The 23,342-nt window shown below is 58.9% G+C and carries 25 protein-coding genes and 1 riboswitch; of the genes, 16 read left to right on the plus strand and 9 right to left on the minus strand.

Annotated elements, in window-relative coordinates:
• The first annotated feature begins 132 nt into the window (after window positions 1-132).
• The 12 genes from HF931_RS14275 (at window position 133) to cobD (ending at window position 12,148) form a co-directional block, all read left to right on the plus strand.
• Window positions 133-810 carry a hypothetical protein gene (locus HF931_RS14275; protein ID WP_273240601.1) on the plus strand — a complete coding sequence of 226 codons (678 nt, stop codon included), beginning with the start codon at window positions 133-135 and terminating at the stop codon, window positions 808-810.
• Between the two features lie 150 nt (window positions 811-960).
• Window positions 961-1,998, plus strand: a complete 1,038-nt coding sequence (gene cobT, locus HF931_RS14280; RefSeq protein WP_273240602.1) for a nicotinate-nucleotide--dimethylbenzimidazole phosphoribosyltransferase — start codon at window positions 961-963, stop codon at window positions 1,996-1,998.
• Window positions 1,995-2,753: an adenosylcobinamide-GDP ribazoletransferase gene (gene cobS / locus HF931_RS14285; RefSeq protein ID WP_273240604.1), complete on the plus strand. Its 759-nt coding sequence runs from the start codon at window positions 1,995-1,997 to the stop codon at window positions 2,751-2,753. The genes cobT and cobS overlap by 4 nt, the downstream gene beginning before the upstream one ends.
• On the plus strand, window positions 2,744-3,286 hold the full coding sequence (cobC, locus tag HF931_RS14290; protein ID WP_273240606.1) for an alpha-ribazole phosphatase family protein: 543 nt from the start codon (window positions 2,744-2,746) through the stop codon (window positions 3,284-3,286). Before cobS ends, cobC begins: the two co-directional genes overlap by 10 nt.
• On the plus strand, window positions 3,283-3,885 hold the full coding sequence (cobO, locus tag HF931_RS14295) for a cob(I)yrinic acid a,c-diamide adenosyltransferase (protein WP_035550285.1): 603 nt from the start codon (window positions 3,283-3,285) through the stop codon (window positions 3,883-3,885). Before cobC ends, cobO begins: the two co-directional genes overlap by 4 nt.
• Window positions 3,886-3,941: 56 nt before the next feature.
• Window positions 3,942-4,132, plus strand: a riboswitch (cobalamin riboswitch).
• Window positions 4,133-4,293: 161 nt separating this feature from the next.
• Complete coding sequence (locus HF931_RS14300) at window positions 4,294-6,141, plus strand: TonB-dependent receptor plug domain-containing protein (protein ID WP_035550282.1); 1,848 nt, start codon at window positions 4,294-4,296, stop codon at window positions 6,139-6,141.
• A 7-nt stretch (window positions 6,142-6,148) separates the two neighbouring features.
• Window positions 6,149-6,976, plus strand: coding sequence for an ABC transporter substrate-binding protein (locus HF931_RS14305; protein WP_035550280.1), 828 nt, complete (start codon window positions 6,149-6,151; stop codon window positions 6,974-6,976).
• The gene (locus HF931_RS14310; RefSeq protein ID WP_081806075.1) at window positions 6,976-7,965 is read left to right on the plus strand and encodes a FecCD family ABC transporter permease; all 990 of its coding nucleotides are present in this window, start codon (window positions 6,976-6,978) and stop codon (window positions 7,963-7,965) included. Before HF931_RS14305 ends, HF931_RS14310 begins: the two co-directional genes overlap by 1 nt.
• Window positions 7,958-8,719: an ABC transporter ATP-binding protein gene (locus HF931_RS14315; RefSeq protein ID WP_273240611.1), complete on the plus strand. Its 762-nt coding sequence runs from the start codon at window positions 7,958-7,960 to the stop codon at window positions 8,717-8,719. Before HF931_RS14310 ends, HF931_RS14315 begins: the two co-directional genes overlap by 8 nt.
• A 14-nt stretch (window positions 8,720-8,733) precedes the next feature.
• A complete protein-coding gene (locus HF931_RS14320; RefSeq protein WP_348762798.1) occupies window positions 8,734-10,203 on the plus strand; it encodes a cobyric acid synthase in 1,470 nt (489 codons plus the stop codon).
• Window positions 10,203-11,150, plus strand: coding sequence for an adenosylcobinamide-phosphate synthase CbiB (gene cbiB, locus HF931_RS14325; protein ID WP_420537744.1), 948 nt, complete (start codon window positions 10,203-10,205; stop codon window positions 11,148-11,150). The genes HF931_RS14320 and cbiB overlap by 1 nt, the downstream gene beginning before the upstream one ends.
• Window positions 11,150-12,148 carry a threonine-phosphate decarboxylase CobD gene (cobD, locus tag HF931_RS14330; RefSeq protein WP_273240617.1) on the plus strand — a complete coding sequence of 333 codons (999 nt, stop codon included), beginning with the start codon at window positions 11,150-11,152 and terminating at the stop codon, window positions 12,146-12,148. Before cbiB ends, cobD begins: the two co-directional genes overlap by 1 nt.
• On the opposite strand, the gene cobU is transcribed toward cobD, so the two are convergent.
• The 9 genes from cobU to ccoN are packed head-to-tail and all read right to left on the minus strand — an operon-like array spanning window position 12,132 to window position 20,600.
• Window positions 12,132-12,641: a bifunctional adenosylcobinamide kinase/adenosylcobinamide-phosphate guanylyltransferase gene (gene cobU, locus HF931_RS14335; protein WP_035550264.1), complete on the minus strand. Its 510-nt coding sequence runs from the start codon at window positions 12,639-12,641 to the stop codon at window positions 12,132-12,134. The genes cobD and cobU overlap by 17 nt on opposite strands.
• A 52-nt stretch (window positions 12,642-12,693) precedes the next feature.
• Window positions 12,694-12,846 carry a cbb3-type cytochrome oxidase assembly protein CcoS gene (gene ccoS, locus HF931_RS14340; RefSeq protein WP_081806071.1) on the minus strand — a complete coding sequence of 51 codons (153 nt, stop codon included), beginning with the start codon at window positions 12,844-12,846 and terminating at the stop codon, window positions 12,694-12,696.
• A gap of 6 nt (window positions 12,847-12,852) precedes the next feature.
• Window positions 12,853-15,096 (minus strand): heavy metal translocating P-type ATPase, encoded by a 2,244-nt coding sequence (locus HF931_RS14345; protein WP_273240620.1) that lies wholly within the window; start codon window positions 15,094-15,096, stop codon window positions 12,853-12,855.
• The gene (locus HF931_RS14350) at window positions 15,093-15,605 is read right to left on the minus strand and encodes a FixH family protein (RefSeq protein ID WP_273240622.1); all 513 of its coding nucleotides are present in this window, start codon (window positions 15,603-15,605) and stop codon (window positions 15,093-15,095) included. Before HF931_RS14350 ends, HF931_RS14345 begins: the two co-directional genes overlap by 4 nt.
• Window positions 15,602-17,074 (minus strand): cytochrome c oxidase accessory protein CcoG, encoded by a 1,473-nt coding sequence (ccoG, locus tag HF931_RS14355; protein ID WP_273240624.1) that lies wholly within the window; start codon window positions 17,072-17,074, stop codon window positions 15,602-15,604. Before ccoG ends, HF931_RS14350 begins: the two co-directional genes overlap by 4 nt.
• Before the next feature lie 8 nt (window positions 17,075-17,082).
• Entirely contained in the window at window positions 17,083-17,967 is an 885-nt protein-coding gene (ccoP, locus tag HF931_RS14360; RefSeq protein WP_273240626.1) for a cytochrome-c oxidase, cbb3-type subunit III, read from the minus strand.
• On the minus strand, window positions 17,960-18,121 hold the full coding sequence (locus tag HF931_RS14365; protein WP_035550252.1) for a cbb3-type cytochrome c oxidase subunit 3: 162 nt from the start codon (window positions 18,119-18,121) through the stop codon (window positions 17,960-17,962). The genes ccoP and HF931_RS14365 overlap by 8 nt, the downstream gene beginning before the upstream one ends.
• A gap of 12 nt (window positions 18,122-18,133) precedes the next feature.
• Window positions 18,134-18,904, minus strand: a complete 771-nt coding sequence (gene ccoO, locus HF931_RS14370) for a cytochrome-c oxidase, cbb3-type subunit II (RefSeq protein WP_035550250.1) — start codon at window positions 18,902-18,904, stop codon at window positions 18,134-18,136.
• A 10-nt stretch (window positions 18,905-18,914) separates the two neighbouring features.
• Window positions 18,915-20,600, minus strand: coding sequence for a cytochrome-c oxidase, cbb3-type subunit I (gene ccoN, locus HF931_RS14375; RefSeq protein ID WP_273240628.1), 1,686 nt, complete (start codon window positions 20,598-20,600; stop codon window positions 18,915-18,917).
• Between the two features lie 149 nt (window positions 20,601-20,749).
• Between ccoN and HF931_RS14380 the strand changes: the two genes are divergently transcribed.
• The 4 genes from HF931_RS14380 to HF931_RS14395 all read left to right on the plus strand — a co-directional run bounded on the left by HF931_RS14380 (window position 20,750) and on the right by HF931_RS14395 (window position 23,305).
• Window positions 20,750-21,016 carry a hypothetical protein gene (locus tag HF931_RS14380; protein WP_273240630.1) on the plus strand — a complete coding sequence of 89 codons (267 nt, stop codon included), beginning with the start codon at window positions 20,750-20,752 and terminating at the stop codon, window positions 21,014-21,016.
• 30 nt (window positions 21,017-21,046) lie between these two features.
• A complete protein-coding gene (locus tag HF931_RS14385; protein ID WP_273240632.1) occupies window positions 21,047-22,210 on the plus strand; it encodes a PAS domain-containing sensor histidine kinase in 1,164 nt (387 codons plus the stop codon).
• A gap of 7 nt (window positions 22,211-22,217) precedes the next feature.
• Window positions 22,218-22,838 carry a response regulator transcription factor gene (locus HF931_RS14390; RefSeq protein WP_035550245.1) on the plus strand — a complete coding sequence of 207 codons (621 nt, stop codon included), beginning with the start codon at window positions 22,218-22,220 and terminating at the stop codon, window positions 22,836-22,838.
• Window positions 22,839-22,912: 74 nt separating this feature from the next.
• A complete protein-coding gene (locus tag HF931_RS14395) occupies window positions 22,913-23,305 on the plus strand; it encodes a response regulator (RefSeq protein WP_051602576.1) in 393 nt (130 codons plus the stop codon).
• Window positions 23,306-23,342 lie beyond the last annotated feature (37 nt).

The raw sequence follows: 23,342 nt of genomic DNA on the forward strand, positions 1-23,342 counted from the left end.
GTCAGCTGCTTCCAAACCGTTAACACGACCGGACGACACCTTCTGTCGCGAAAAAATCCACAGAAGTGTATCGACAAGCTCGAAAACTTTAATGATATATCTTTTGAGGGCTTATGAAGGGAATTTGGCTCAATGGATTTTTTCGTAACACATGAACTCGCCATCCTGAGATGGTTGCACATCGTCGCCATGGTCTACTGGCTGGGTGGTGAATGGGGCGTCTTCCAGACCAGCTACAAGGTGGTGAACACTTCACTGTCGTTCGAAGAACGTGCCCGCCACATGGAAACGGCATACCGGATCGACATCATGGCAAGGACCGGCATTATCTCCTTGCTGCCACTCGGCCTGCACATGGGCTACCTATGGGGTCTTCAGCCTCTCGGCGGCGGATGGCTCGTGGCAATGTGGATCGTCTGGGTGATCTGGATGGCAATCACGTGGGGCGCCTTTGCCAATCGTGGCAGCAAGCTCGGCCTGTTCCTGTCCAATATCGAAGACTGGACGCGTTACCTGCTGATCCCGACCCTGTTGTTCCTGTCCATCTCCTCGCTTCTCGGCAATGGCCCATTCGAGGCAGGCGACGGTCAGAAATGGTACTCGGCAAAGATGCTGACCTATGGATGCCTGCTGATCCTGCGGTTGATCATGCATGAATGGCGCGCATTGTTCCCAATTCTTGAAAAGGGACCGAACGCCGAAGTCGAACGCAAGCTGCAACGGTCCATGTTTATCGGTCGCTGCACGGCCTACACCTACTGGGTTGGCATTCTTGCCACTGCATTCTTCGGCGCCGTTAAGCCTTTCTAGCAATTCTGGAGGGAGCCTCTCCATGAGGCTCCCTCCGCCCCCAAAAGCGATGGCAACATCGAACGTTGCGCGCACGAAACACCTGTACATTTGCCTGTTGGGCCGCATAAGACCCGCTCTTCCAGAGCGTAGCTGAGCGGAACAATTGAAATGCGATCTTCCGAAACAGACCTCCAAACCGGCTCAAGCGTCCTATCGCTGTCCGAGATTCAGTCTGCTATCGACAACAAGACCAAGCCGCTCGGCGCACTGGGAGAGATCGAGACTCTCGCAGCCCAGATCGCGAATATCCAGCAGACCCTCACCCCGCAGGCCGATACGTGTCGCCTGACCATCTTTGCAGCGGATCACGGAATGGCGCTGGCTGGCGTATCGGCGTTTCCCCAAGCGGTGACACGCCAAATGGTGCTCAACTTCCTGACCGAAGGAGCCGCAGCAAATGTGTTTGCCCGCTCGGTTGGCGCGGAAATTAAGGTGGTGGATGCCGGCGTATGTGGTGACCCGATCATTGACGAGCGATTGCTCCAGAAGCGCATCGGGAACGGCACAGCGAACGCCGTCGAACGTCCCGCCATGACACCGGACCAGGTTCGCGCGGCGCTCGCATCAGGCTCCGCCCTTGGCCATGATGGAAATGAGGCGGTGGCGTGCTTTGGAGAGATGGGTATCGGCAACACGTCTTCGGCCAGCCTTGTGGCTGCGAAGGTTCTGGGTCTCCCGGTCACCGAAATCACCGGTCGCGGGACAGGACTTGATGACGACGGACTTCAGCGCAAATCCGCCCTACTGGAAATTGCAGCCACCCGGACGGATGCGCAGTTGGACGCCAAGGCAGCGCTCCAGGAATATGGCGGCTTTGAAATCGCGATGATGACGGGCGCCATGCTTGGCGCAGCGGCGGCTGGAAAGATCGTGATCGTGGATGGGTTCATTGCCTCGGCAGCAGCATTGGCGGCTTCCAGAATTGCCCCGGAGAGCCGCGCGAACATGGTGTTCGCCCACCAGTCGGCCGAAGCCGGCCATGCCCGCATTCTGGACGCGTTGGAGGCGAGGCCCCTGCTTCAACTCAATATGCGACTGGGCGAAGGGACTGGCGCGCTGCTCGCCTTCCCGCTCGTGAGAGCCGCCGCAGACATGCTGCGCGACATGGCGAGCTTTGAAAGCGCAGGCGTAAGCGGGCCAGCATGATTGGCGAGTTTGCGAAGTTTGTGCTCGCGGCGCAATTCCTGACGCGCTTGCCGCTTCGAACCGACCGGCTATTCACGGCTGCACGCATGGCCGAGGCGCCTCGCTACTTTGCGCTTGTAGGCCTTCTGATCGGATTGGTGTGCACGGGCATCTACTGGCTTGCCGCGCTTGTCCTGCCACATCTGATGGCAATCCTGATCGCGATGGGCACCAGCCTGCTGTTAACCGGCGCGTTCCATGAGGACGGGCTGGCTGACACGTTCGATGGCATTGGTGGCGGGCCCAACAAGGCACGCGCGCTGGAGATCATGAAAGACAGCCGATTGGGCACCTATGGCGCCGCAGCCTTGTTCATGGCCTTGGCACTGAAGGCGGGCGCATTGTTTGCCCTGCCGCCTGTCTGGGTTTGCACAGCGCTTCCTATGGCGCATTGCCTGTCGCGGGGCTCTGCCGTGCTGGTGATTGCGACAAGCCGCTATGTCCGGGACGAAGGCACCGGAAAGCCCGTGGCCAAAGGGATCTCAGCTGTCACGCTTGTCGTCACCTGTCTCACCCTGTCGGGAGCTGTCGCCATATGTCTCCTGGTGTTGCCATTTGTCGCCGTCGTGTCGTCTTTTGTCGCCATGTGTCTGATGCATGTCGCCATGCGCGCCTTCTTTGAGCCAAAGCTCGGAGGCTATACCGGCGACACGCTAGGCGCGGTCCAGCAGGCGAGCGAGATCGGCATCTATCTGGGACTGCTGGCATGGCTCTGACGCTGCTGCGCCATACGACGCCAGATGTCGCGCCGGGCATCTGCTATGGGCGGACGGACCTGGATGTGGTGGACACATTCGCCGAGGAAGCGGCGCGCGTCGTAGCCTCTCTGCCACGGGTCGACCGCATCTTCTCCAGCCCGCTAATGCGCTGTGCCAGCCTGGCAGGCTTCGTGGGAGAACATACAGGCCTTTCCCCCATCCGGGACGAGCGATTGATCGAGATGGATTTCGGCCGATGGGAGATGCAGCCCTGGGGCGACCTGCCCCGACACGAGCTTGACGCTTGGGCCAATGACTTTCTTGACGCGCGTCCACATGGCGGCGAAAGCGTTGCCGAACTCACCGCGCGCACCCGCGCCGCAATTTCAGACCTGAACACACCGGATACTCACACGCTCATCGTGACCCATGCCGGTGTGATCAAGGCGGCTTTCGCTGCATTGGGCGGAGACCATCATTATCGCAGCACAGTGTCCTATGGGGGGCATGTCACGCTGCTTGAGCACAGACCAAGGAGCGCCCCGTCATGACGGACGACACATCCCACACCGAAAAGATGAAGGCGCTTCAGGAAGAACAGCGCAAGAAAACGGACGCGGCATCCGTGCCGGATCGCGGATTGGTGCTGGTCCACACAGGCAATGGCAAGGGGAAGTCCAGCTCCGCCTTCGGCGTGATCGCCCGCGCACTTGGTTGGGGCCAGAAAGTTGGCGTCGTCCAATTTATCAAAGGAAAATGGATCACCGGCGAACGGCAATTTTTCAGCAAGTTCCCAGACCAACTGGACTGGCACACAATGGGCGAAGGCTTCACCTGGGACACGCAGGACAAGGCCCGGGACATTGCCGCCGCGGAGGCCGCCTTTGCACGCGCGAAAGACATGATGGCAAGCGGCAAGTATGATCTGGTCGTGCTCGACGAGATCAACATCGCGATGCGCTATGACTATCTGACGGTTGATGCCGTGCTGGACGGGCTGAAGGCGAGGTCCGGCCAGACAAGCGTGATCCTGACAGGGCGCGACGCCAAGCCGGCGCTTTGCGACTATGCCGACCTCGTCAGCGAAATGGTCGAAATCAAGCACCCCTTCAAAGCGGGCCTGAAGGCCAAGCGCGGCGTCGATTTCTGACCAATTTGCCGCGCATCCTGTCGTGCGTGCAGTATTGACAGCGTGACAGGCTTGCAACAATACGAGCGCCAGATGGTGCTTTCTGCAAGGAAAGCTAAGAGGGAAGCCGATGAGAATTCGGCGCTGTACCCGCAACTGTGAACCGGGAGTTCATGGCCACGAAAGCCACTGGAGCAACAGCTCTGGGAAGGCGGCCAGGAACGCAGATCGGTGAGCCAGGAGACCTGCCATCGCGTCGTTCGTCCGGAGGCCGGGAATAGTTCTCAGCGGGCGGGAAGGCTGCGTGCCTCTCCTTTGTAACGACATCCGAACCTTGGGCCTGGCCGTCCGCACCGATCACAAGGTGAGGCCAGATTGTCGTTATGAACTGCATCCACCATTCGGGCGGCTGGGATGCGAGGAAAACACATGTTTTACAAAACCGCTCTCCTCGGAGCTGTTGCTTTCGGTGCGTCATTATCTGCACTCGCACAGACGGACACCGCAGAAGAAACCAAGCTGGACACCATCACAGTCAACGGCTCGCGCCTTGACCAGACGCTGACGGAAATCGGCTCCAGCGTCTCGCTCATCACGAATGAAGACCTCGACGAGCTGGGCGTTGACTTCGCTCTGGACGCAGTGGCGACCGCACCGGGCGTCACCGTCAATCAGAATGGCGCCTTTGGCGGTAATGCCAGCGTTCGCATTCGCGGCGCTTCCAGTGACCAGACTCTTGTCCTGATTGACGGAGTTCCGGTAAACGACCCGACCGGAACCGGTGGCGGATACAATTTCGCCTATCTCGACACGGACAATATTGAGCGCATCGAAGTGCTGAAAGGCCCGCAATCGACACTATGGGGCAGCGATGCCATCGGCGGCGTGGTATCCATCACCACGAAGCAGCCAAGCGAAGGCCTCACCGGATCCGTATTCGGCGAGTACGGCTCTTTCAATACGCTTCGCGGCGGCGCAGCCATCAGCAATGCCAGTGAAACCGGCGATTTCCGAATCGCGGCCACGGGCCTGACCACGGATGGCATTTCCAAGGCGGATGAGGACAATGGCAACACGGAAGATGACGCCTATGAGTCCCAGACCGTGTCCGCCAAAGGCGGCCTGAACCTGCCAAACAGCGTCCGTCTCGAAACCAGCATCCTATGGAGCGACACAGAGTCCGAGTATGACAGCTATTCCGGCAGTGCGCAGGGCAATGTTGCCGATGGCGACGAAGTCTCGAACTCCGAAACGCTGACGGGATATGTCACCCTGAAAGCTCCCCTGTTTGACGGCTTGCTCGATAATCTCGTGCAGATCGGCTATTCCGACATTGAACGCGAGAATGTCTCAAACGGTGCACAGAGCTACCTGACCGAAGGCGACCGCGTCCTTTACCGGTACCAGGGCACACTGAACATCAATGATGCGAACAAGCTGGCCTTTGGTGCTGAGCGAGAAGAAACATCAGCAAACGATCAGGACTCAGCTATCGACAGCCTGTTCGCACTCTACGAATACAAGCCGGTCGAAACACTGACCCTGACGGGCGGCGTTCGCATCGACGACCATGATGGCTTCGGCTCCGAGACAACAGGACGTGCCGCTGCGGCATGGAACGCCACTGACCAATTGATCGTGCGCGCCAGCTGGGCGCAAGGGTTCAAGGCACCGAGCATTTTCCAGTCGACCTATATCTGCACGTTCTGCGGGCTGACGGCTCCAAACCCGAATCTCAAGCCGGAAACGTCCGAAGCCTTCGACATCGGTGTTGAGTGGCGCTCTGCGGATCAACGCCTGATGCTGGGCGCGACCGTGTTCGACCAGGAAACCGACAATCTCATCGATTTTTCCTTCACGGCTGGCTATGACAACATCGCATTTGTTGAGTCTCAGGGCATCGAACTGGTCGGCGCCTACAGCCTCACGGAATGGCTGAATGTTTCTGCGAACTACACCTATATCGACGCCGAAGACGGTGACGGCAACGAGCTCTCACGACTGCCGGAAAATTCCGCCAATGTGACGCTCTCTCTCGACCCTGAAGGCCCGTTCGCCGGATCCGTGATCGTGCGCCACAATGGCGAGGAAGCCAACACCAACGGCACCGACCTGGACAGCTGGACACGGCTCGACCTGACTGGACGCTACGACATCAATGAAAAGGTCGAGCTTTACGGGCGGATCGAGAACCTCTTTGATGAGGATTATCAGCAAATCCTAGGCTACGGCACGCCGGGAACGTCTGGTTCCCTCGGCATCCGCCTGCGATTCTAGGCACATAATGACGAGACTGATTGCCCCCCTGATCGCCCTGCTCCTGTCCGCATGCGGACAGGGCCTGGCACCGGAGGCAGAGCGGCCCGACCGCCCTGTACGGGTGGTCAGTCTCGATTATTGCGCGGATCAGTACGTCCTGAAACTTCTCGACCGGGAGCACATTCTGGCGCTCTCGCCCGATGCGGCGCGGGAGTTTTCCTATATGCGCGACGCTGCGGAGGGTTTGCCAACCGTCCGCCCCACCGCCGAAGACGTTCTCATCCTGAAGCCAGACCTCGTGGTGCGCACCTATGGAGGTGGGCCGAACGCGTCCGCCTTTTTCCGCAAGGCCGGTGTCCCAGTGGTGGATGTTGGCTGGACGCCTGACATCCCGTCCGTCATGGCGAACACGCAACGCATCGCGGACGAACTCGGCGAAAGCGAACGGGGTGCGGCCGTAAATGCGCAGATGCAACAAAGGCTGGCCGATCTCCGCCAGCGCACGGATGGGCAAGTCGCCCTCTACATGACCCCCGCCGGCGTAACGACGGGTCCGGGGTCGCTGATCCATGAAATGATCGAAGCTGCTGGCCTGACCAACATGCAGACCGAGCCTGGCTGGCGGTCCATTCCGCTGGAACGGCTCGCCTATGAAAAGCCAGATCTTGTCGCGGCCGCATTCTTTGGCTCCAGAACCAATCATCCCGACGCGTGGAGCCCCATGAAACATCCCGTTGCGCGGACACAGCTGACCAAGAGCGAGGTGGTCTCTCTCGAAGGCGCATGGACATCCTGCAGCGGCTGGTTTCTGATGGATGCCGTTGAAGCAATGGCGGAAGGGACAGAGCGATGATGCGTGACTCCCTTCTCATGCCTGCGCTGATCATCGCGAGTGTCATCGCCCTCGTCGCCGCCTGCTTCCTGGGCTCGACAGCGCTCCCGGCAGACCGCCTCCTGTCAGCCCTGTTCGGCGGCGCGAACGCCGGAGACCGGTTGGTCGTGTGGCAGATCCGCCTGCCCCGCGCGATCGCGGCCTATATTGTGGGCGCCGCCCTCGGCATCAGCGGCGCAGCGCTGCAGGGATTGCTAAGAAACCCTCTGGCCGAGCCCGGCGTGCTGGGCGTGTCAGCGTCGGCGTCCCTGATGGCTACGTTCTCGCTCTACTACGGCATCGCGACGATCACGCCCTGGGCCCTGCCAATCGCGGCAATTATTGGTGCACTGACGGCAACTGCGGTGATAACAATTGCGGCCCTGAGAACACAATCAGTGGTGACGCTCATCCTGATTGGAGTCGGCCTGTCCAGCTTTGCAGGAGCAGCGATGAGCTTGTTGATGAACCTGGCGCCGAACCCTTTCTCCCTCTCCGACATGATCAACTGGATGCTTGGCTCAGTCGCCAATCGCAGCTTTGACGAGATCAGGCTGGCTGCGCCGTTCATCCTTGCAGGCGGGCTGATCCTGTTCGCAACGCGGCGGGGCCTGTCCGCTCTGACTTTGGGCGAAGAGGCTGCAAGCGGCATCGGACTTGACCTTCGGCGGCAACGCATCGCGACCGTTGTGGGCGCGGGTCTGGCAACTGGCGGCGCAGTCGCCCTGGCTGGCGCGATCGGATTTGTCGGCATTGTCGCGCCGCACATCATCCGGCCATTCGTGGGACACGATCCGGCGCGCTCATTGATCCCGTCCGCGCTTCTTTCCGGTCTTATCCTTGTCGTTGCAGATATTTTCGTACGCCTGATCCCCACGTCATCGGAGCTTAAGCTCGGCGTCGTCGCCGCCCTGATCGGTGCACCAGCCTTTGTCTGGATCGCGATGCAAAGGCGGGCTGGAAATGACTGAGTTGACCGTAAAGAACGTCTCTGTCCATGCGGATAAGTCCATGCTGGTCGATGATGCGAGCTTTGCTTTGGCACGCGGGGAGTTTGTCGCGCTGCTCGGTCCGAACGGCGCAGGCAAGACCAGTCTCATTCGCGCCGCGATGGGGCTGCAGGATGTCAGCGCGGGACAACGCCTGCTAGGGGGAGCCGATGTAACGACGCTGTCACCAGCAGAACGCGCCCGTCAGATTGCCTACCTGCCCCAGATCCGTCCGCTCGCTTGGCCCAATTCGGTCCGAGACGTCGTGTCTCTCGGGCGGTTCAGTCATGGCGCGCCGCTTGGCCGCCTGAAAGGGCTGGACGCCGAGGCAGTTGACCGCGCGCTTCAGGCCTGCGGGCTCTCAGACCTCGCCACGCGCAAGACAAACACGCTGTCAGGCGGCGAACTGGCGCGCGTACACTGTGCCCGGGCCTTTGCCGCCGAAGCCCCCTTGCTGATCGCGGACGAGCCGATTGCCGCGCTCGACCCACGCCAGCAATTCCGAATTCTCGACCTGATCAAATCCTATGTCGACCATGGCGGCGGCGCGCTTGTCGTACTGCACGATATTCAGCTTGCGGCCCGGTACGCGTCGCGAATGATCTGGATGAAGGATGGCAAGATCGTCGCCGATGGACCACCAGCCGACACACTTACGCCTGATCGGCTCAAGGACATTTATGGCGTCACCGCCCGTATTGAGGGCACCCAGATCTTCATCGAAGGTGCTGTGTGACCGCTCGAGCCTTGATGTTGCAAGGCACCGGCTCTGACGTCGGAAAATCCGTGTTGACGGCTGCGCTTTGCCGTATCGCGCGTCGGCAAGGCTTGAGTGTGGCCCCATTCAAACCGCAGAACATGTCCAATAATGCAGCCGCCTGTCCCGGCGGCGGAGAAATTGGCCGGGCTCAGGCCCTGCAAGCACGTGCCGCGGGGCTGGAACTTCACACGGACATGAACCCTGTCCTGCTGAAGCCCCAGACCGACCGCGCGTCTCAGCTAGTGGTACATGGCAAAGCCCTGCGCGCGATGGAGGCGGCAGATTACATGGCAAGCCGTGATCAATTGATGGGCGCAGTCATGGAGAGCTTTGACCGGCTCGCTGAAAAGCATGATCTGATCATCGTCGAAGGCGCCGGCAGCCCGGCAGAAACCAATCTGCGCGCCCGCGATATTGCCAATATGGGGTTCGCGCGTCGTGCCGGTGTACCGGTCTGCCTGATTGGAGATATTGAAAAAGGTGGGGTGATCGCCAGTATCGTTGGCACCCGGACTGTAATCGACAGGAAGGACGCGGCCATGATCCGCGCCTTTCTGGTCAACAAATTTCGCGGAGACCCGTCCTTGTTCGAAGATGGGGTCAGGGAGATTGAGCGACGCACGAAATGGCCGTGTCTGGGCGTTATCCCCTGGCTACCGGCTACGGCAAAACTGCCCGCCGAGGATGCTGTGGTGTTGGGCACGCCATCCACCCAATCCGGCAAGACGCTGAAGATTGCTGCCCCCATGTTTTCCCGGATGGCAAACTTCGATGATGCGGACCCGCTAAAGCTTGAGCCCGGCGTGGAGTTTGAATGGACCAGACCCGGACAGCCGATTCCGCGCGACGCCGATGTGGTCATTCTGTTTGGCACCAAATCCACTTTGGGTGAACTCGCCTTCATGCGCGCGCAGGGATGGGATCACGACATCCTGGCCCATGCTCGCGCGGGTGGTCGCGTTCTGGGCATTTGCGGTGGCTACCAGATGCTTGGACAATCCATCACAGACCCTCATGGCGTGGATGGTGAACCCGGCGAAGCGCTGGGGCTCGGCCTGCTGGATGTCGAAACGACAATGACCCGCCACAAGGACGTTCGCCCCGTTTCGAACGCGCAGACCTTTATCGGGTCAACGACATCCGGCTACGTCATTCATGTTGGTCGCACGAATGGCCCCGATACAGACCGTCCCTTTGCAACGCTGGAAGGTGAGAGAGACGGTGCACGCAATGGGAATGGCCGGGTCATGGGCACCTATTTTCACGGCGCTTTCGCAAACAATGAATTCCGGCGGGACTGGCTGGAGCATGTTGGCCACTCCGGACGATCCACGCTCGACTATGACGCGGCCGTTGACGGCGCCCTGGATGATTTGGCTGATGGCGTCGAGGCAAGCGTCGATGTTGAAGCGCTGCTGAATCTCGCCGAGCCAGTCGGCTGGCGCCGGGACAAAACATGATGCTTTACGCGCCACTCCTACTGGGCGCGTGGTTGATCGAAGCGCTGTTCGGCTGGCCCAAGCCATTGTTCAGTATTATCCGGCATCCTGTCGTCTGGTTGGGCTGGATAATTTCTGCGGCGGACAAACAACTAAACCGGCCGCTATGGCCCCACTGGATCAAATATGCATTAGGCGGATTATTCTCGTCACTGCTTATATTAGGCACAGCGGCATTTGCGTGGGCAGTATCGGATACCTTACCCAATACATGGTGGGGATGGCTGGTGGAATGCCTGATCGCCTCCTCACTTGTCGCGTCCCGCAGCCTGCACACGCACGTGGCCGCTGTGGCAATTCCCCTTGCATCCGGAAACATGGAGGCCGCGCGCAAAGCAGTTTCCATGATTGTTGGGCGTGACCCCAAACAGCTCGACGAAGCGGGCATTTCGCGCGCCGCCCTCGAAAGCCTCTCAGAGAACATGTCCGATGGCGTGATCGCACCGGTATTCTGGGGGGTACTGTTTGGATTGCCGGGCATTGCGGCCTACAAGGCTATCAATACACTCGACTCCATGATCGGACATCGCAGCGAACAGCACGAAGCCTTTGGAGGGTTTGCAGCAAGGCTGGACGATATCGCGAATTTGATACCGGCGCGCCTTACCGGATTGTTGATCACGCTGGCCAGCGGACGCCCGTCTTCGGTCGAAGTGATGATACGGGATGCGCGCAAGCATCGCTCGCCAAATGCAGGCTGGCCTGAAGCCGCAATGGCCGGGGCTCTGGATGTGCGCCTGTCGGGGCCGCGGCGTTATCAGGGCCAAACCAGCGACGACGCCTGGCTTAACCCGGGGCAACCTGACCCCACTGCCGAAGATGTGGCGAAGGGGTTGAATATCTATCGCAAGGCGTGTCTGCTTGGCATGGTTTTCGTCGCGCTGATTGCTGGTGTGGAGCTGATCTGATGTCAGATGATCTGTTGCATGGCGGTTCGCTTGACCGAATGCGGGCCGCTTTCCCGGATGCGTCAGAGCCCTGGCTGGACCTGTCCACAGGTATCAATCCCTGGCCCTATCCAGTAGAGCCTGCGAGCGCGGATGCGCTGCATCACCTGCCGACGCGAGAGGCCTATACCCGTTGCCTCGCCGCGATGACGAAAGCGTTGGGTGCACCCGCCGAGTCCATCCGCCTATCGCCGGGCAGCGAGCTACTGATCCGCTTGCTGCCGAAAATCATCTCACCTGAAAAGACCGTCGTGCTGTCTCCCTCCTACGGAGACCATCAGCAGGTCTGGAACGCGTCGTCAACTATTGTAATTGAAAGCGCTGATGCGCTCACTCATGCGGATACGGCAGACGCGATTGTGTTGTGCAACCCGAACAATCCTGACGGGCGCGTATTCTCTCTGGATGAACTCGAAATGGCTCGCGCCAGACTGGCGAGGCGTGGTGGCTGGCTGATTGTCGACGAAGCCTATGCAGATTTGAACCCGGGTTTCAGTCTTGCGCCGTGCGGAGGCGCGCCGGGACTAATTATTCTGCGCTCTTTCGGAAAGTTCTTCGGCCTGGCCGGTGTCCGCCTCGGCGCGGTCATGGCGCCGATGGACATATTAGACGCATTCGATCAGCTACTCGGTGTGTGGCCAGTCTCGGGGAATGCGCTGGAGATTGGTGCCGTTGCGTACTCCGATATGGACTGGCAAGCGGACATGCGCCGGCGTCTGTCAGAGCGTCGAAAAAGGCTGGACGAGATACTCAGCGCACACCGATTAGGCCCTGTTCAGGGTACAGACCTCTTTCGATATGTCACCTGCGAGGACGCTCACACACTCTGGCGGGGGCTCGCCCAGCAGGGCATCTATGTCAGGCGTTTTGCGTGGTCGAACAGACATCTGCGCATCGGTCTGCCCGGCTCGGACTCGGATGAAGCCAGACTGAACGCTGCACTCAGCCTTTCAGTTTGAGTGGAAGCCCCGCCGCGACGAACTCGACCTGATCGCAGACTTTGGCGACGCGCTGGTTCAAACGTCCCTGTGCATCCCGGAATTTACGGCCAAGGCTTGTCTCCGGGACAAGCCCGAGACCGATCTCATTTGAGACGAGCGCAATGCTGCAATTTGATTGCGACAGTGCCTCGCACAAGGCGTCTGCTTCAGCTGCAAGATCGCGCTCATGATGGAACAGGTTTGATAACCAGAGCGTCAGGCAATCAATGAGGAGGAATTCATCCGAGCCTTCGTTTGCCTTGATGGAGCTGACGAGGTCCAGCGGCACTTCAAGCGTTCGCCAGCCTTGCCCCCTATCCGCCTGATGGCGTGCGATACGGTCTGCCATCTCCGTGTCCAGAGCCTCTGCCGTCGCGATGAAGACACGCTGCGGAGATGCCGCTTCGGCAAGCGATTGCGCGCGGGAACTCTTGCCGGAACGCGCTCCGCCGAGGATCAAATACTTGGTCATCGAGACCTAATGGCAGGACAGCGCGCAAAGCGCAAAGGCAATCCGGAACACATCAGGCAGGGGTATCGTCATCATCGTCCAGGATGCGGTAGGCCGGGCCTTGCATGTCATCGAACTGGCCGGACCGGATCGACCAGATGAACGCCCCGAGCCCGAGCAGGCCCAGCACGAGGGCAACGGGTATCAGATACACGATGATGGTCATATCGCCCTATTCCCCGATCTGGAGCCGCATGGCGTTCAATGTCACGATAATCGACGATAGCGACATCGCTATGGCGGCCACAAGCGGCGTGACGTTCCCCGTCACCGCGATCGGAACCGCGATGACGTTATAAGCTGCGGCGAGAGCGAAATTCTGGCGCATGATGGCGCGCGTCTTTCTGGCAACTTTGAGAATGAGCGGAATGGCCTGCATGCCGCCACCATAGACCGCGTCGCTGGCAGACTGGCTGATGTCGATCGCCGCGCCGGGCGCGAGCGAGGCATGGGCCAGAGATAACGCACCAGCATCATTCAACCCATCTCCAACCATGAGCACATGCGCATCCTGCGTGCGCAGCGCCTCCAGCCCGGCGACCTTGTCCTTGGGTTTGGCTTCGCCGGTCCAGTCACTGATGCCCAGAGAATTGGCCAGTGCGGATACCGAAGCGTTCTGGTCACCGGACACGATCTCAAGGCTGATGGACTGGTCACGCAACGTATCGAGCGCTTCACGCGCGCCGGGCTGAATGTCGTCTGTGAACTGGAATTTCACTTCTGGCTCATCCCCTCGCGAGAACCAGAGAGACGGTCCAGATGCTTCGCCATCGGCCTCCGCGCCGACCCATGCGGCAGAGCCCAAGCGCCAGATCATTCCGTCGAGTTCAGCTTCAAGACCGTGTCCGGCAATCTCTTTCACGTTTTCGGATGCTGCCCCGACGCCTGCGGCTGACACCAGTGCGCGGGAGAGCGGATGGTGGCTGGCTCTGGCCAGACGGGCCGCGTCAGAGAGCAGGCGACTGGCCTCTTGTGAACGTGCCTCCAGCGAACGATCGCCGATCAGAATGGAGTTCAGCTTGGGTGTACCCAGAGTGAGCGTTCCCGTCTTGTCGAAAACGATATGATCAATCTCGGCTAGACGCTCAAATGCATCGCCTGAACGCAAATAGACGCCCTTTCGGAACAGGCGGCCCGCAGCAACAACTTGCGCCACCGGCGCAGCCAGTGCGAGCGCGCAGGGGCACGTGATGATCAATGTCGCCGCCGCAATCATCAGAGCGTCGGGCAGTGATGCTCCCAGCAGCAGCCAGCCAACACAGGCCAGCGCAGCCGTCGTGTGAACGAACGGCACATAGATAGAAACCGCACGATCCGCGATGCGGCGATAGGCAGACCGGCGCTGCTCGCCTGCTTCCAGCATTTCTCCAATCTGGGAAAGCAGCGAGTCCTCGACCGCCTTCAGCGCTTCTCCGCGCAGTTGCGCCGAAACATTGATAGCGCCTGCGTGCAGCACCATCCCTGGCGAGAACGTGCGGGGAATGGACTCTCCGGTGACCAGGGACTCGTCGACATCACTTGTTCCGGCGAGGATGCGCATATCGACCATCGCGCGCTCGCCCGGCGCAAGCAGGATATGGTCACCCGCGGCAACGTCGCTTGCAGCAACGGATACAGCCTCTCCATTACCGTCCACTCGCGTAACTGCGCTGGTCTGCATGGCTGCGAGCGCATTCGCTGCGGCGTGTGCCTGTCGGCGCAGACGCGCATCCAGAAAGCGTCCGATCAGCAAGAAGAAACAAAGCATGACAACGGCGTCGAAATAGGCGTGCTCGCCGCCGCGGAAGGTTTCGAACACGCTGACGCCAAACGCCAGACTAAGCGCGAGCGAAATCGGCACATCCATATTGGCGTGCCCATTGCTGAGCGCGGCCCAGGCAGAGCGGAAGAAATGCCGTCCAGAGAACAGGAGCACCGGCAGGGCGATTGCGCCCGACAGCGCGTGCAGGGTCTGGCGCGTCGCCTCGCCCATTTCTCCGTGCCCAGCCCAGACAGATACCGAGAGCAGCATGATGTTCGCCGCGGCGAAACCGGCAACACCCATTGAGATCAGGAGCGAACGTTCTTCACGGGCCTTGTTGACCGCCCCTTGGTCAGCAGCCTGCGCCGCCACGCCATAACCAAGATCGGAGACTGTCTGCGCAATACGGTCAGCCGCCAGCGAACCCTTCCACCGAACGCGCATCTGGCCATTGGACAAATTCAGGCGAGCTTGCGTAACCCCTGGCAAGGCAGACACGGATTTTTCGATCTTGCTGAGACAGCCACCACATTTCGCTCCGCGCACTACCAGATCGAGCGCATTCTCATCGCCGACATGTCGAACGAACCCCGCATAGCCCGTCTTGGTGGCCTTTTCTGCCGCGGGGGCCATACCGGACGGACAGCCCGGCGCAGTGCTCGTCAATGACGTCATGGTGTGATGACAATCCTCTTGTCGGCGCGAAACACGATGTCATCCCCGGCGGGATCAATGACCTGAAACTGAACATCCCAGCGCCCTGCTGGCAAGTCGGACAAGTTCACCGCATAGCTTCCAGATTGGAGAAACTGCATTTCCACAATCTGGTCATGTGCCGTGCTCGCCGCCCGGCGTAGCTCGCTCGTCACCTGATACCCTATCAACGGATTTCCGTCGGCGTCGGTCAGGTCGAACACGAGATCACTGCCCACCATGCCGGCGGCGGCGCTCCATCCGAGTTGATCCTGCGCGGCTTTCGCTTCCAACGTGTGATTATAGTCCAGCCCTTGCAGGTAGGACTTCTTCACATCCTCGCCCGGAAAGCTGGTGATGGCATGGTAAAGGAACACGCCGTTCACAGCGAACATCACGCCAAAGAAACCAAGCATGATGAGGAGAACATGCCATCCCGTCAGCTTTCCCTTTGAGGGCACCTGTTCAGCACTCATGATCTGTCCAGTCATTGTTCAGCTCCTCTGAAAGACGACATGTTCACATCAGCCTCACCTGTTTCCGCATCCGTGACGGTGAAGGTAATCTGCCGACGTGGTGCGCCGGCCTCTGCAGCGACAAGAATTCTATAGCGATCAACACCGAAGCCTTCGACGGGGAGTTCGAGCGTTTCGCTGCCCTCATGATCCATGCCGATAACCTTGAAGGAGAGGCCCTCCAGGCCCGCAACGTCCAGCAACATGGTCCGCGGCTCGCTGGCCTTGTTCACGAGCTTTAACGTATAGCCATTCTGGATGCGCCCGTCGGACAGCATGACATATGGCGGTGAGCGATCCTTCAGCACGTTGGCCTCAAGAGTTGATTTCGTGGCGAGCCCCCAAACCATCAAAACTCCGATCACAGACATGACAACAGCGTATAGCAGAGTGCGCGCGCGAATGATCTTGTGTTTCGGCGGTGTGCAACCCTCGTTCCGCGCCGCGACAGCAATCTGTGTGTCGTAAGCTATCAGACCTTTGGGGCGACCGATCTTCACCATCATCTCGTCGCATGCATCAATGCACAAGGCGCAATGAATACACTCCAACTGCTCCCCATCGCGAATGTCGATTCCCATCGGGCAGACCTGAACGCATTGATCGCAGTCAATGCAGTCGCCACGCTCATCCCAGCTTTCGGACTTTCGCTTCGGACCACGCGGTTCCCCTCGGTCGTACCGATAGGTGACATTCAGAGCCTGTTCGTCGGTCAGAGCCCCCTGAATGCGCGGCCAGGGGCACATGTAGGTGCACACCTGCTCGCGCATGGTCCCTGCCAGGAAGTAGGTCGTAAGCGTCAAAATGCCGGCAAACCAATACGCAGTCAGCGGCGCTTCGCCCTTGAACCAGCCTGCTGCAACCGTAGGCGCATCATGCCAGTAGAGAATAAACGCGCCGCCTGTCCAGAACGCTATGATCAGCCAGACTGCATGTTTGCCGAGCTTTCTTGAAAGCTTGTTGACGGACCAGGGCGCCTTGTCCAGACGCATGCGCGCGGCGCGGTCACCTTCGAAAGCGCGCTCGACCCAGATGTAAAGATCCGTCCATACCGTTTGCGGACAAGTGTATCCACACCAGACCCGCCCCAACAAAGACGTGACCAGAAACAAGAGCAGCGCAGCGAGGATGAGCCCGCCGGCCATGAAGTGAATATCCTGCGGCCAGAGCTCGATGAAAAAGAAATAGAACTTTTCGCTGGCAAAATCCGCCAGCACCGCTTGGTCCGGTACGCCCTCACCGCGATTCCAGCGAACCCAGGGCAACCCATAATAGACCCCCAGAGTGGCCGCCATCACGAGCCATTTGACCATCCTGAACTTGCCATGCGCAAGTTTGGGATAGATCTGCTTGCGCTTGGCATAAAGGTCTTCATGCCGCGGCGGCTCCCCACCCTGCTGGGCGGGGAGCGTGGCCGTTTTATCGATGAGGGTCGAACTGGCCATGTCGGGGTCTATTCGCCTCCGCTGAGCGAGTGAACGTAGACAGCGATCGCCTTTATCGTTGCGTCGTCGAGGCGGTCATCCCAGGCAGGCATGTGAGAATTACGGGCATCGTAAATCGTCGCCCGGATGTTCTCTTCACGACCGCCGTAGAGCCATTCCGCGTCGGTGAGGTTCGGTGCCCCCTGGGCGCGATCACCCGTTCCGTCCACGCCATGACACGTCGCACATTGCTGTTGGAAAATCGGCGCGGCACGGGAGACGGCTTCTGCATCATCGCTCCGGTCTGTCAGACTGAGCACATATTGCGCGAGATCATCAACTTGAGACCCTGTCAGAAGACCGTCACGACCAAATGCCGGCATCGCAGAGAAGCGTGTTGCGTCATCCGCATCGTGACGGATGCCGTGGCGGATCGTGTACTCAATGCCGTCGAGAGAACCATCCCACAACCAGACATCATCTGCGAGAGCCGGATAGCCAATGGCACCCCGTCCACCCGCACCGTGACATGTGGCGCAGTTGTCTCCGAAGGCACTCTCGCCCATGGCGAGCGCGAATTGCTGCAAGGTACGGTCTGTCTCGATCGTCTCCAGATTGGCATCCAGCAGCACAACCGACTGCGCATCACGAGCCGACTGAAGGTCCGCAACGGCCTTGGCGACTTCCACACGGTCAGAATGACCCCTGACACCTTTCGTATTTGTTCCCATGCCTGGCAGAGCCGGAATGGCGGGCATCAGGATCATGTAAACGACGGCCCAGGCAATCGTCATGTACCAGACATACAGCCACCAGCGCGGCAACGGGTTGTTCAGTTCCTTGATACCATCCCAGGAATGGCCGGTCGTCTCGACACCTGAGTGTTTATCAATGTCTTTGGTTTCATCAGTCATTTGATGGCCCCTTGTCTTCAAGCGGAGAATTTGCAGCGCGGTCGAAAGTTTCCTGATTGTTGGGCCAAAGCGCGTAGGCCAGAGCCGCCAAGAACATCAGGACGAAATAGACCAGGCCGCCGGTCTGAGCGAAACTTGAAAGTGCTTCATACATTCCGTGATCCTCCTAGCGACGGTTACTGAGGTCGTTGGCCTCATAGGTTGAGAAATCGACCAATGTGCCGGTCATCTGGAGGTAGGCAACGATGGCATCCATCTCGGTGACGCGCGTGCGGTCTCCATCATAATCGCGATACTCAACCGATCCGTCGCGACCTGCGATGCCGTCATACTCTTCGATCAGGCTGTCGAGATAGTCGTAGCCTTTCTCGTCCGGATCAGCCTGAGCATAGATATGGCCCGCGGCGTTCTCAATCATCTCATCCGTGTAGGGTACGCCAAGCATCCGCTCGGTCCGCAAACGCTCCTCGATCCGATCATAGTTGAGCTTCTTATCGGCCAGGAACGCATAAGGCGGCATGACACTCTCCGGCACCAGAGCGCGCGGATCCTTCAGGTGGTCGACCTGCCATTCAGCAGAATACTTGCCACCCACTCGGGCGAGATCCGGCCCCGTCCGCTTCGATCCCCACTGGAAGGGGTGGTCGTACATGCTTTCCGCGGCGAGAGAGTAGTGCCCGTAGCGCTCAACCTCATCCCGCAGGGGACGGACCATCTGGCTATGGCAGACATAGCAGCCTTCGCGGATGTAGATGTCCCGGCCCATGAGTTCGAGGGGTGTATAGGGGCGCATCCCGTCAACCTTCTCGATCGTGTTGTCCATATAGGCGAGAGGGGCCATCTGGATCAGGCCGCCGATGGATACGACGACGAGGATGCCGATGGTGAGGAGCAGCGAATGCCGCTCCAGCAATCCATGTTTGTTCATAATGCTCATGGACACGCTCCTATTCAGCAGGAACCAGCGTCGCGCGCGGCTCGGGGGTTGCGTAAGGGTCAGGCTTGGCATCAATCGGCTCTGCAGCGCCGTGGCCCATTGCGGAGCGCACGAGGTTGTAGGCCATGATCAGGGCACCGCTGAAGTACAGCAGACCACCCAAAGCACGGATCATGTAGCTGATATGCTTTGCCTCGACGGTTTCAACGAAGCTGTATTCGAGGAAGCCGTATTCATTGTAGGCGCGCCACATCAGACCTTCCATGATCCCTGCGAACCACATGGAAATCATGTAGAACAGGATGCCGATCGTCGAGATCCAGAAGTGCCACTCAACAAGGGACTTCGAGTACAGAGCTTTCTTCTTGTAGAGCCATGGTACGAGGCAGTAGAGCGCACCGAAGCTGATATAGCCGACCCAGCCCAGCGCACCTGAATGCACGTGGCCAATGCCCCACTCCGTATAGTGGCTGAGCGAGTTCACGGCACGAACGGACATTAGCGGCCCTTCGAACGTCGCCATGCCATAGAAGGCCAACGAGACCACCATCATGCGTACGACTGGGTCGGTGCGCAGCTTGTCCCAGGCACCAGACAGCGTCATGACGCCGTTAATCATACCGCCCCAGCTAGGCATCCAGAGCATGATCGAGAACGTCATGCCAAGCGTCTGCGCCCATTGCGGCAGAGCCGTATAGTGCAAATGGTGCGGACCCGCCCAGATGTAGATGAAGATCAGGCTCCAGAAGTGCACGATCGACAGGCGGTAGGAATAAACCGGCCGGTTCACACGCTTCGGAATGAAGTAGTACATGATCGCCAGGAAGCCGGTCGTCAGGAAGAAACCAACCGCATTGTGACCGTACCACCACTGCGTCATTGCATCTTGTACGCCCGCGAAGACCTGAACCGACTTCGTGCCCGTCCAGCTGACTGGCACCGACAGATTGTTGACAATGTGCAACATCGCGATGGTCACGATGAAGGAAAGGTAGAACCAGTTTGCCACATAGATGTGCGGCTCTTTCCGCTTCCACAACGTGCCAAGAAAGACCAGCAGGTAAGCTACCCAGACGATGGTCAGCCATAGATCCACATACCATTCTGGCTCAGCATATTCTTTGGATTGCGTGACTCCGAGCAGATAGCCCGTAGCTGCAAGTACGATGAACATCTGGTAGCCCCAGAACACGAACCAGGGCCACATGCCGCCTGCAATCCGTGTGCGGCAGGTGCGCTGAACCACGTAAAAGCTGGTCGCCAGCAACACGTTGCCCCCGAACGCAAAGATCACAGCGCTCGTGTGCAGCGGCCTCAAGCGACCAAAGTTCGTCCAGCCCAATTCAGGAAAGTAGAAAACATTCGGAAAGGTCAATTGCAGCGCGATCACAACACCGACCAGAAGCCCGGCGATGCCCCAGAACATGGAGGCAAACACGCCATACTTGACCAGCGTGTCTTCGTATTTGGTCTCATCAAACGGATTGCGGTCCAGCAGATTGCCAGCCCACATCCCCGTCCCAAAGAGAAATGCCGTGACAAGCGCGATGAATGTCATCGCCTGAATGCCCATGGCGTGATCAATCGTGCGACCCGCGATGATCAGGGCAAGCACCCCGAATATCGCAACGGCAACCGAGACAGTCGCAATGCTGCCCCGGCTACTGTTTGAAGCAATGGAATTTGGTGTCATCATACTAACTAAGCCCCTTCCGCAGAGCGTTGCGGTTCACTCGTATGACGCCTGATTACGGTGATCGCCTCGGCCCGCGTATAGGGGCTTTCCCGTATGGGACAGTTGGTCCGGATTTTCTATGAAACGGCATCAATTGAAGGGACTTCGATGTGAAAACGACATTCGCCTATCTCGCCTCAGCCGCGCTGCTGGCTGTCGGCCTCGTAAAGATGGCCGTTCAGGCCTCGACGCAATCCACCCTTTTGATTCCAACCTGCTTAGGCCAGTCGGTCGCCCTTCCTGTCGCGAGCGCAGGAACGCCGCTACTTCACTGCTGGGGATGCTATACGGCGGCGCTCGGAGCAGTTGGCCTGACTGTTCTGGCTGCCAATGGCCTGAAGCAAACACGCCAGCGCCGAGTGTCTGCGCTTTCCTAATTGACCGACTACTCTTACAGTCGATGGGATATGACCGATCCCTTGTCTGACCTCTGGCGTATTGAGAATTCCGAGTTCCAAGACTCGAGTTCGCTTCAGTCAATCCTGTCGTCGATTTTGCAGTCTGTACCGGACGCGATGATCGTGATCGATGATCGCGGAATCATCATGGCGTTCAGCCGTGCGGCAGAAACCCTGTTCGGTTACAAATCCGAAGATGTTGTGGGCGAGAATATCAAATGCCTCATGACCAATACAGATCAATCCCATCATGACCAGTACATCCGCAACTATCTGACGACCGGCGAGCGCCAGATCATCGGCATCGGCCGTATCGTGGAAGCGCGCCTTGCCAATGGCGACTCTATTCCGGTGGAACTCAAGATCGGAGAGGCAAACATTGGCGAGCGCAAACTGTTCACCGGCTTCATCCGCGACATCACAGAGAAACAGGCCAATGTGCACCGTATTGGCGAGTTGCAGGCGGAGCTAAGCAATTTTTCTCGGTTGAGTGCGGTCGGCACAATGGCGTCCGCGATGGCGCATGAGCTGAACCAGCCGCTGACCGCCGTGGCGAATTATCTGGAAGCCGCCCGCGACATGCTGGACGATCCAAGCCCCGATAACCTTGCAATGGTACAGGAAGCGATGGCCGCCGCTGCCGAACAATCCATCCGGGCCGGACAGATTGTACGCCGCCTGAGGGATTACGTTTCTCGCGGTGAACTGGACTTGCGCCCCTTCCCGCTCAAGGAAATTATCGACGACGCTGTCACAATCGCCAAAGTGGGGATCGACGGCCCCCTTGCCCGGGTCGTGTTGCGACTTGACGATCCCGATGTGAAGGTGATGGCGGATCGACTGCAATTGCGTCAGGTATTCGCGAATCTGGTTCGCAACGCAATCGAAGCGCTGGCCGAAACGGAAAACCCGCAAGTTTGGATCCATGGACGGCAGGCCGGCGAGGAGACTATCGTGGAAGTACGCGACAATGGGCCCGGCCTTTCCGAAGACTTGCTCCACTCGCCCTTCGAAGCGTTCCAGACCACAAAAGCCACAGGCATGGGACTGGGACTATCGATCTGCCAAACCATAGTCGAGGCACATGGCAGCAGCATTCAAGTTGCATCAGAACCGGGTACTGGAGCCTGCTTCACCTTTACGCTAAGAATCGCCTCGGACGTGGCAATGTGAGCTCGAAATGACCAAAACCATTTTCCTCGTGGATGACGACGAAGCCATTCGGCACTCGGCAAGCTTCATGCTGCGCCACGCCGGCTACACGGTGAAGACGTTCCCGGATGGAATGACCTTCCTCGACGCATACGCCCCAAACGATTCGGCTTGCATCCTTCTGGACGTTCGGATGCCTGGAATGGATGGCCTGGCAGTGCAGCAGGCTCTGTCAGAACGTGGGAACAAGATGCCGATCATCGTGCTCACAGGACATGGAGACGTGTCCGTCGCGGTGCAGGCAATGAAGAATGGCGCGATCGAATTCCTCGAAAAACCGTACGAAAAGAAGGCATTGCTGGAAGCCATCGAAAATGGCTTCAATCGTATTGCCGACCATGCTGCCGAAGCAGACCAACGCAGCGAAGCCGTCGCGAAGCTCACCCGGTTGACTGGACGGGAATCTGAAGTGCTTGATTGCCTGGTGGACGGAATGACCAACAAGGCCATAGCGGAAACCCTGTCGATTTCTCCCCGCACCGTCGAGATCCACCGTGCCAATCTGATGGAGAAACTGGAAGCCGACAGCCTGTCCGCTGCGCTTCGCATAGCTTTCACGGCAGACCGCGGTCGCGAGCTGCCTCGTTAGGTAGGTGTACTTAGAGACGCGCGATCTCTCCGTTCGTAGATATGGGATTCTATGAACGTTGAGATCAGCCATCCATGAACCAATCCGCGCACCAGCCCGAATTGCTCAGAATTGCTCTCGTCGAAGACGATGAGGAAGTCCGCTACTCCTTGATGATGCTGCTTAGGTCACGTGGCTTCGCGGTCGACTCCTACAGGAATGGTATGGAGATCCTGATGAACCAACCGAGCCTGCAAGTGGATTGCCTGTTGATCGACTATAAGCTGCCGCGATTTGACGGAATTGACTTGCTGGAAAAAATGCGCGTGGCTGGCACCACAACGCCCGCTGTTCTTATCACAGGCTATTACTCTCCCCACCTGAAAGCGCGTGCGCTCAAAGCGGGCTTTACAGACGTCGTCGAGAAATCCTCAAAACCGCAAGACGTACTCAATTGCCTCGCGACTGCGACCGGGCAAATCCACTAACATTTTGCCGCAGGCGAATTGATCCGTTCAGGACCAG

This window comes from Hyphomonas atlantica corrig., from assembly GCF_017795365.1.
Classification (GTDB): domain Bacteria; phylum Pseudomonadota; class Alphaproteobacteria; order Caulobacterales; family Hyphomonadaceae; genus Hyphomonas; species Hyphomonas atlantica.

Coding starts and splice junctions, on each gene's coding strand:
- HF931_RS14300 (WP_035550282.1), top strand. CDS start 4,294: ATGTTTTACAAAACCGCTCTCCTCGGAGCTGTTGCTTTCGGTGCGTCA.
- cobS (WP_273240604.1), top strand. CDS start 1,995: ATGATTGGCGAGTTTGCGAAGTTTGTGCTCGCGGCGCAATTCCTGACG.
- HF931_RS14315 (WP_273240611.1), top strand. CDS start 7,958: ATGACTGAGTTGACCGTAAAGAACGTCTCTGTCCATGCGGATAAGTCC.
- ccoO (WP_035550250.1), bottom strand. CDS start 18,904: ATGAGCATTATGAACAAACATGGATTGCTGGAGCGGCATTCGCTGCTC.
- HF931_RS14385 (WP_273240632.1), top strand. CDS start 21,047: ATGACCGATCCCTTGTCTGACCTCTGGCGTATTGAGAATTCCGAGTTC.
- HF931_RS14395 (WP_051602576.1), top strand. CDS start 22,913: ATGAACCAATCCGCGCACCAGCCCGAATTGCTCAGAATTGCTCTCGTC.
- cbiB (WP_420537744.1), top strand. CDS start 10,203: ATGCTTTACGCGCCACTCCTACTGGGCGCGTGGTTGATCGAAGCGCTG.
- cobC (WP_273240606.1), top strand. CDS start 2,744: ATGGCTCTGACGCTGCTGCGCCATACGACGCCAGATGTCGCGCCGGGC.
- HF931_RS14310 (WP_081806075.1), top strand. CDS start 6,976: ATGCGTGACTCCCTTCTCATGCCTGCGCTGATCATCGCGAGTGTCATC.
- HF931_RS14345 (WP_273240620.1), bottom strand. CDS start 15,096: ATGACGTCATTGACGAGCACTGCGCCGGGCTGTCCGTCCGGTATGGCC.
- HF931_RS14305 (WP_035550280.1), top strand. CDS start 6,149: ATGACGAGACTGATTGCCCCCCTGATCGCCCTGCTCCTGTCCGCATGC.
- HF931_RS14320 (WP_348762798.1), top strand. CDS start 8,734: ATGTTGCAAGGCACCGGCTCTGACGTCGGAAAATCCGTGTTGACGGCT.
- HF931_RS14390 (WP_035550245.1), top strand. CDS start 22,218: ATGACCAAAACCATTTTCCTCGTGGATGACGACGAAGCCATTCGGCAC.
- HF931_RS14275 (WP_273240601.1), top strand. CDS start 133: ATGGATTTTTTCGTAACACATGAACTCGCCATCCTGAGATGGTTGCAC.
- ccoP (WP_273240626.1), bottom strand. CDS start 17,967: ATGACTGATGAAACCAAAGACATTGATAAACACTCAGGTGTCGAGACG.
- HF931_RS14365 (WP_035550252.1), bottom strand. CDS start 18,121: ATGTATGAAGCACTTTCAAGTTTCGCTCAGACCGGCGGCCTGGTCTAT.
- ccoN (WP_273240628.1), bottom strand. CDS start 20,600: ATGATGACACCAAATTCCATTGCTTCAAACAGTAGCCGGGGCAGCATT.
- cobD (WP_273240617.1), top strand. CDS start 11,150: ATGTCAGATGATCTGTTGCATGGCGGTTCGCTTGACCGAATGCGGGCC.
- ccoS (WP_081806071.1), bottom strand. CDS start 12,846: ATGACCATCATCGTGTATCTGATACCCGTTGCCCTCGTGCTGGGCCTG.
- cobT (WP_273240602.1), top strand. CDS start 961: ATGCGATCTTCCGAAACAGACCTCCAAACCGGCTCAAGCGTCCTATCG.
- HF931_RS14350 (WP_273240622.1), bottom strand. CDS start 15,605: ATGACTGGACAGATCATGAGTGCTGAACAGGTGCCCTCAAAGGGAAAG.
- cobO (WP_035550285.1), top strand. CDS start 3,283: ATGACGGACGACACATCCCACACCGAAAAGATGAAGGCGCTTCAGGAA.
- ccoG (WP_273240624.1), bottom strand. CDS start 17,074: ATGGCCAGTTCGACCCTCATCGATAAAACGGCCACGCTCCCCGCCCAG.
- cobU (WP_035550264.1), bottom strand. CDS start 12,641: ATGACCAAGTATTTGATCCTCGGCGGAGCGCGTTCCGGCAAGAGTTCC.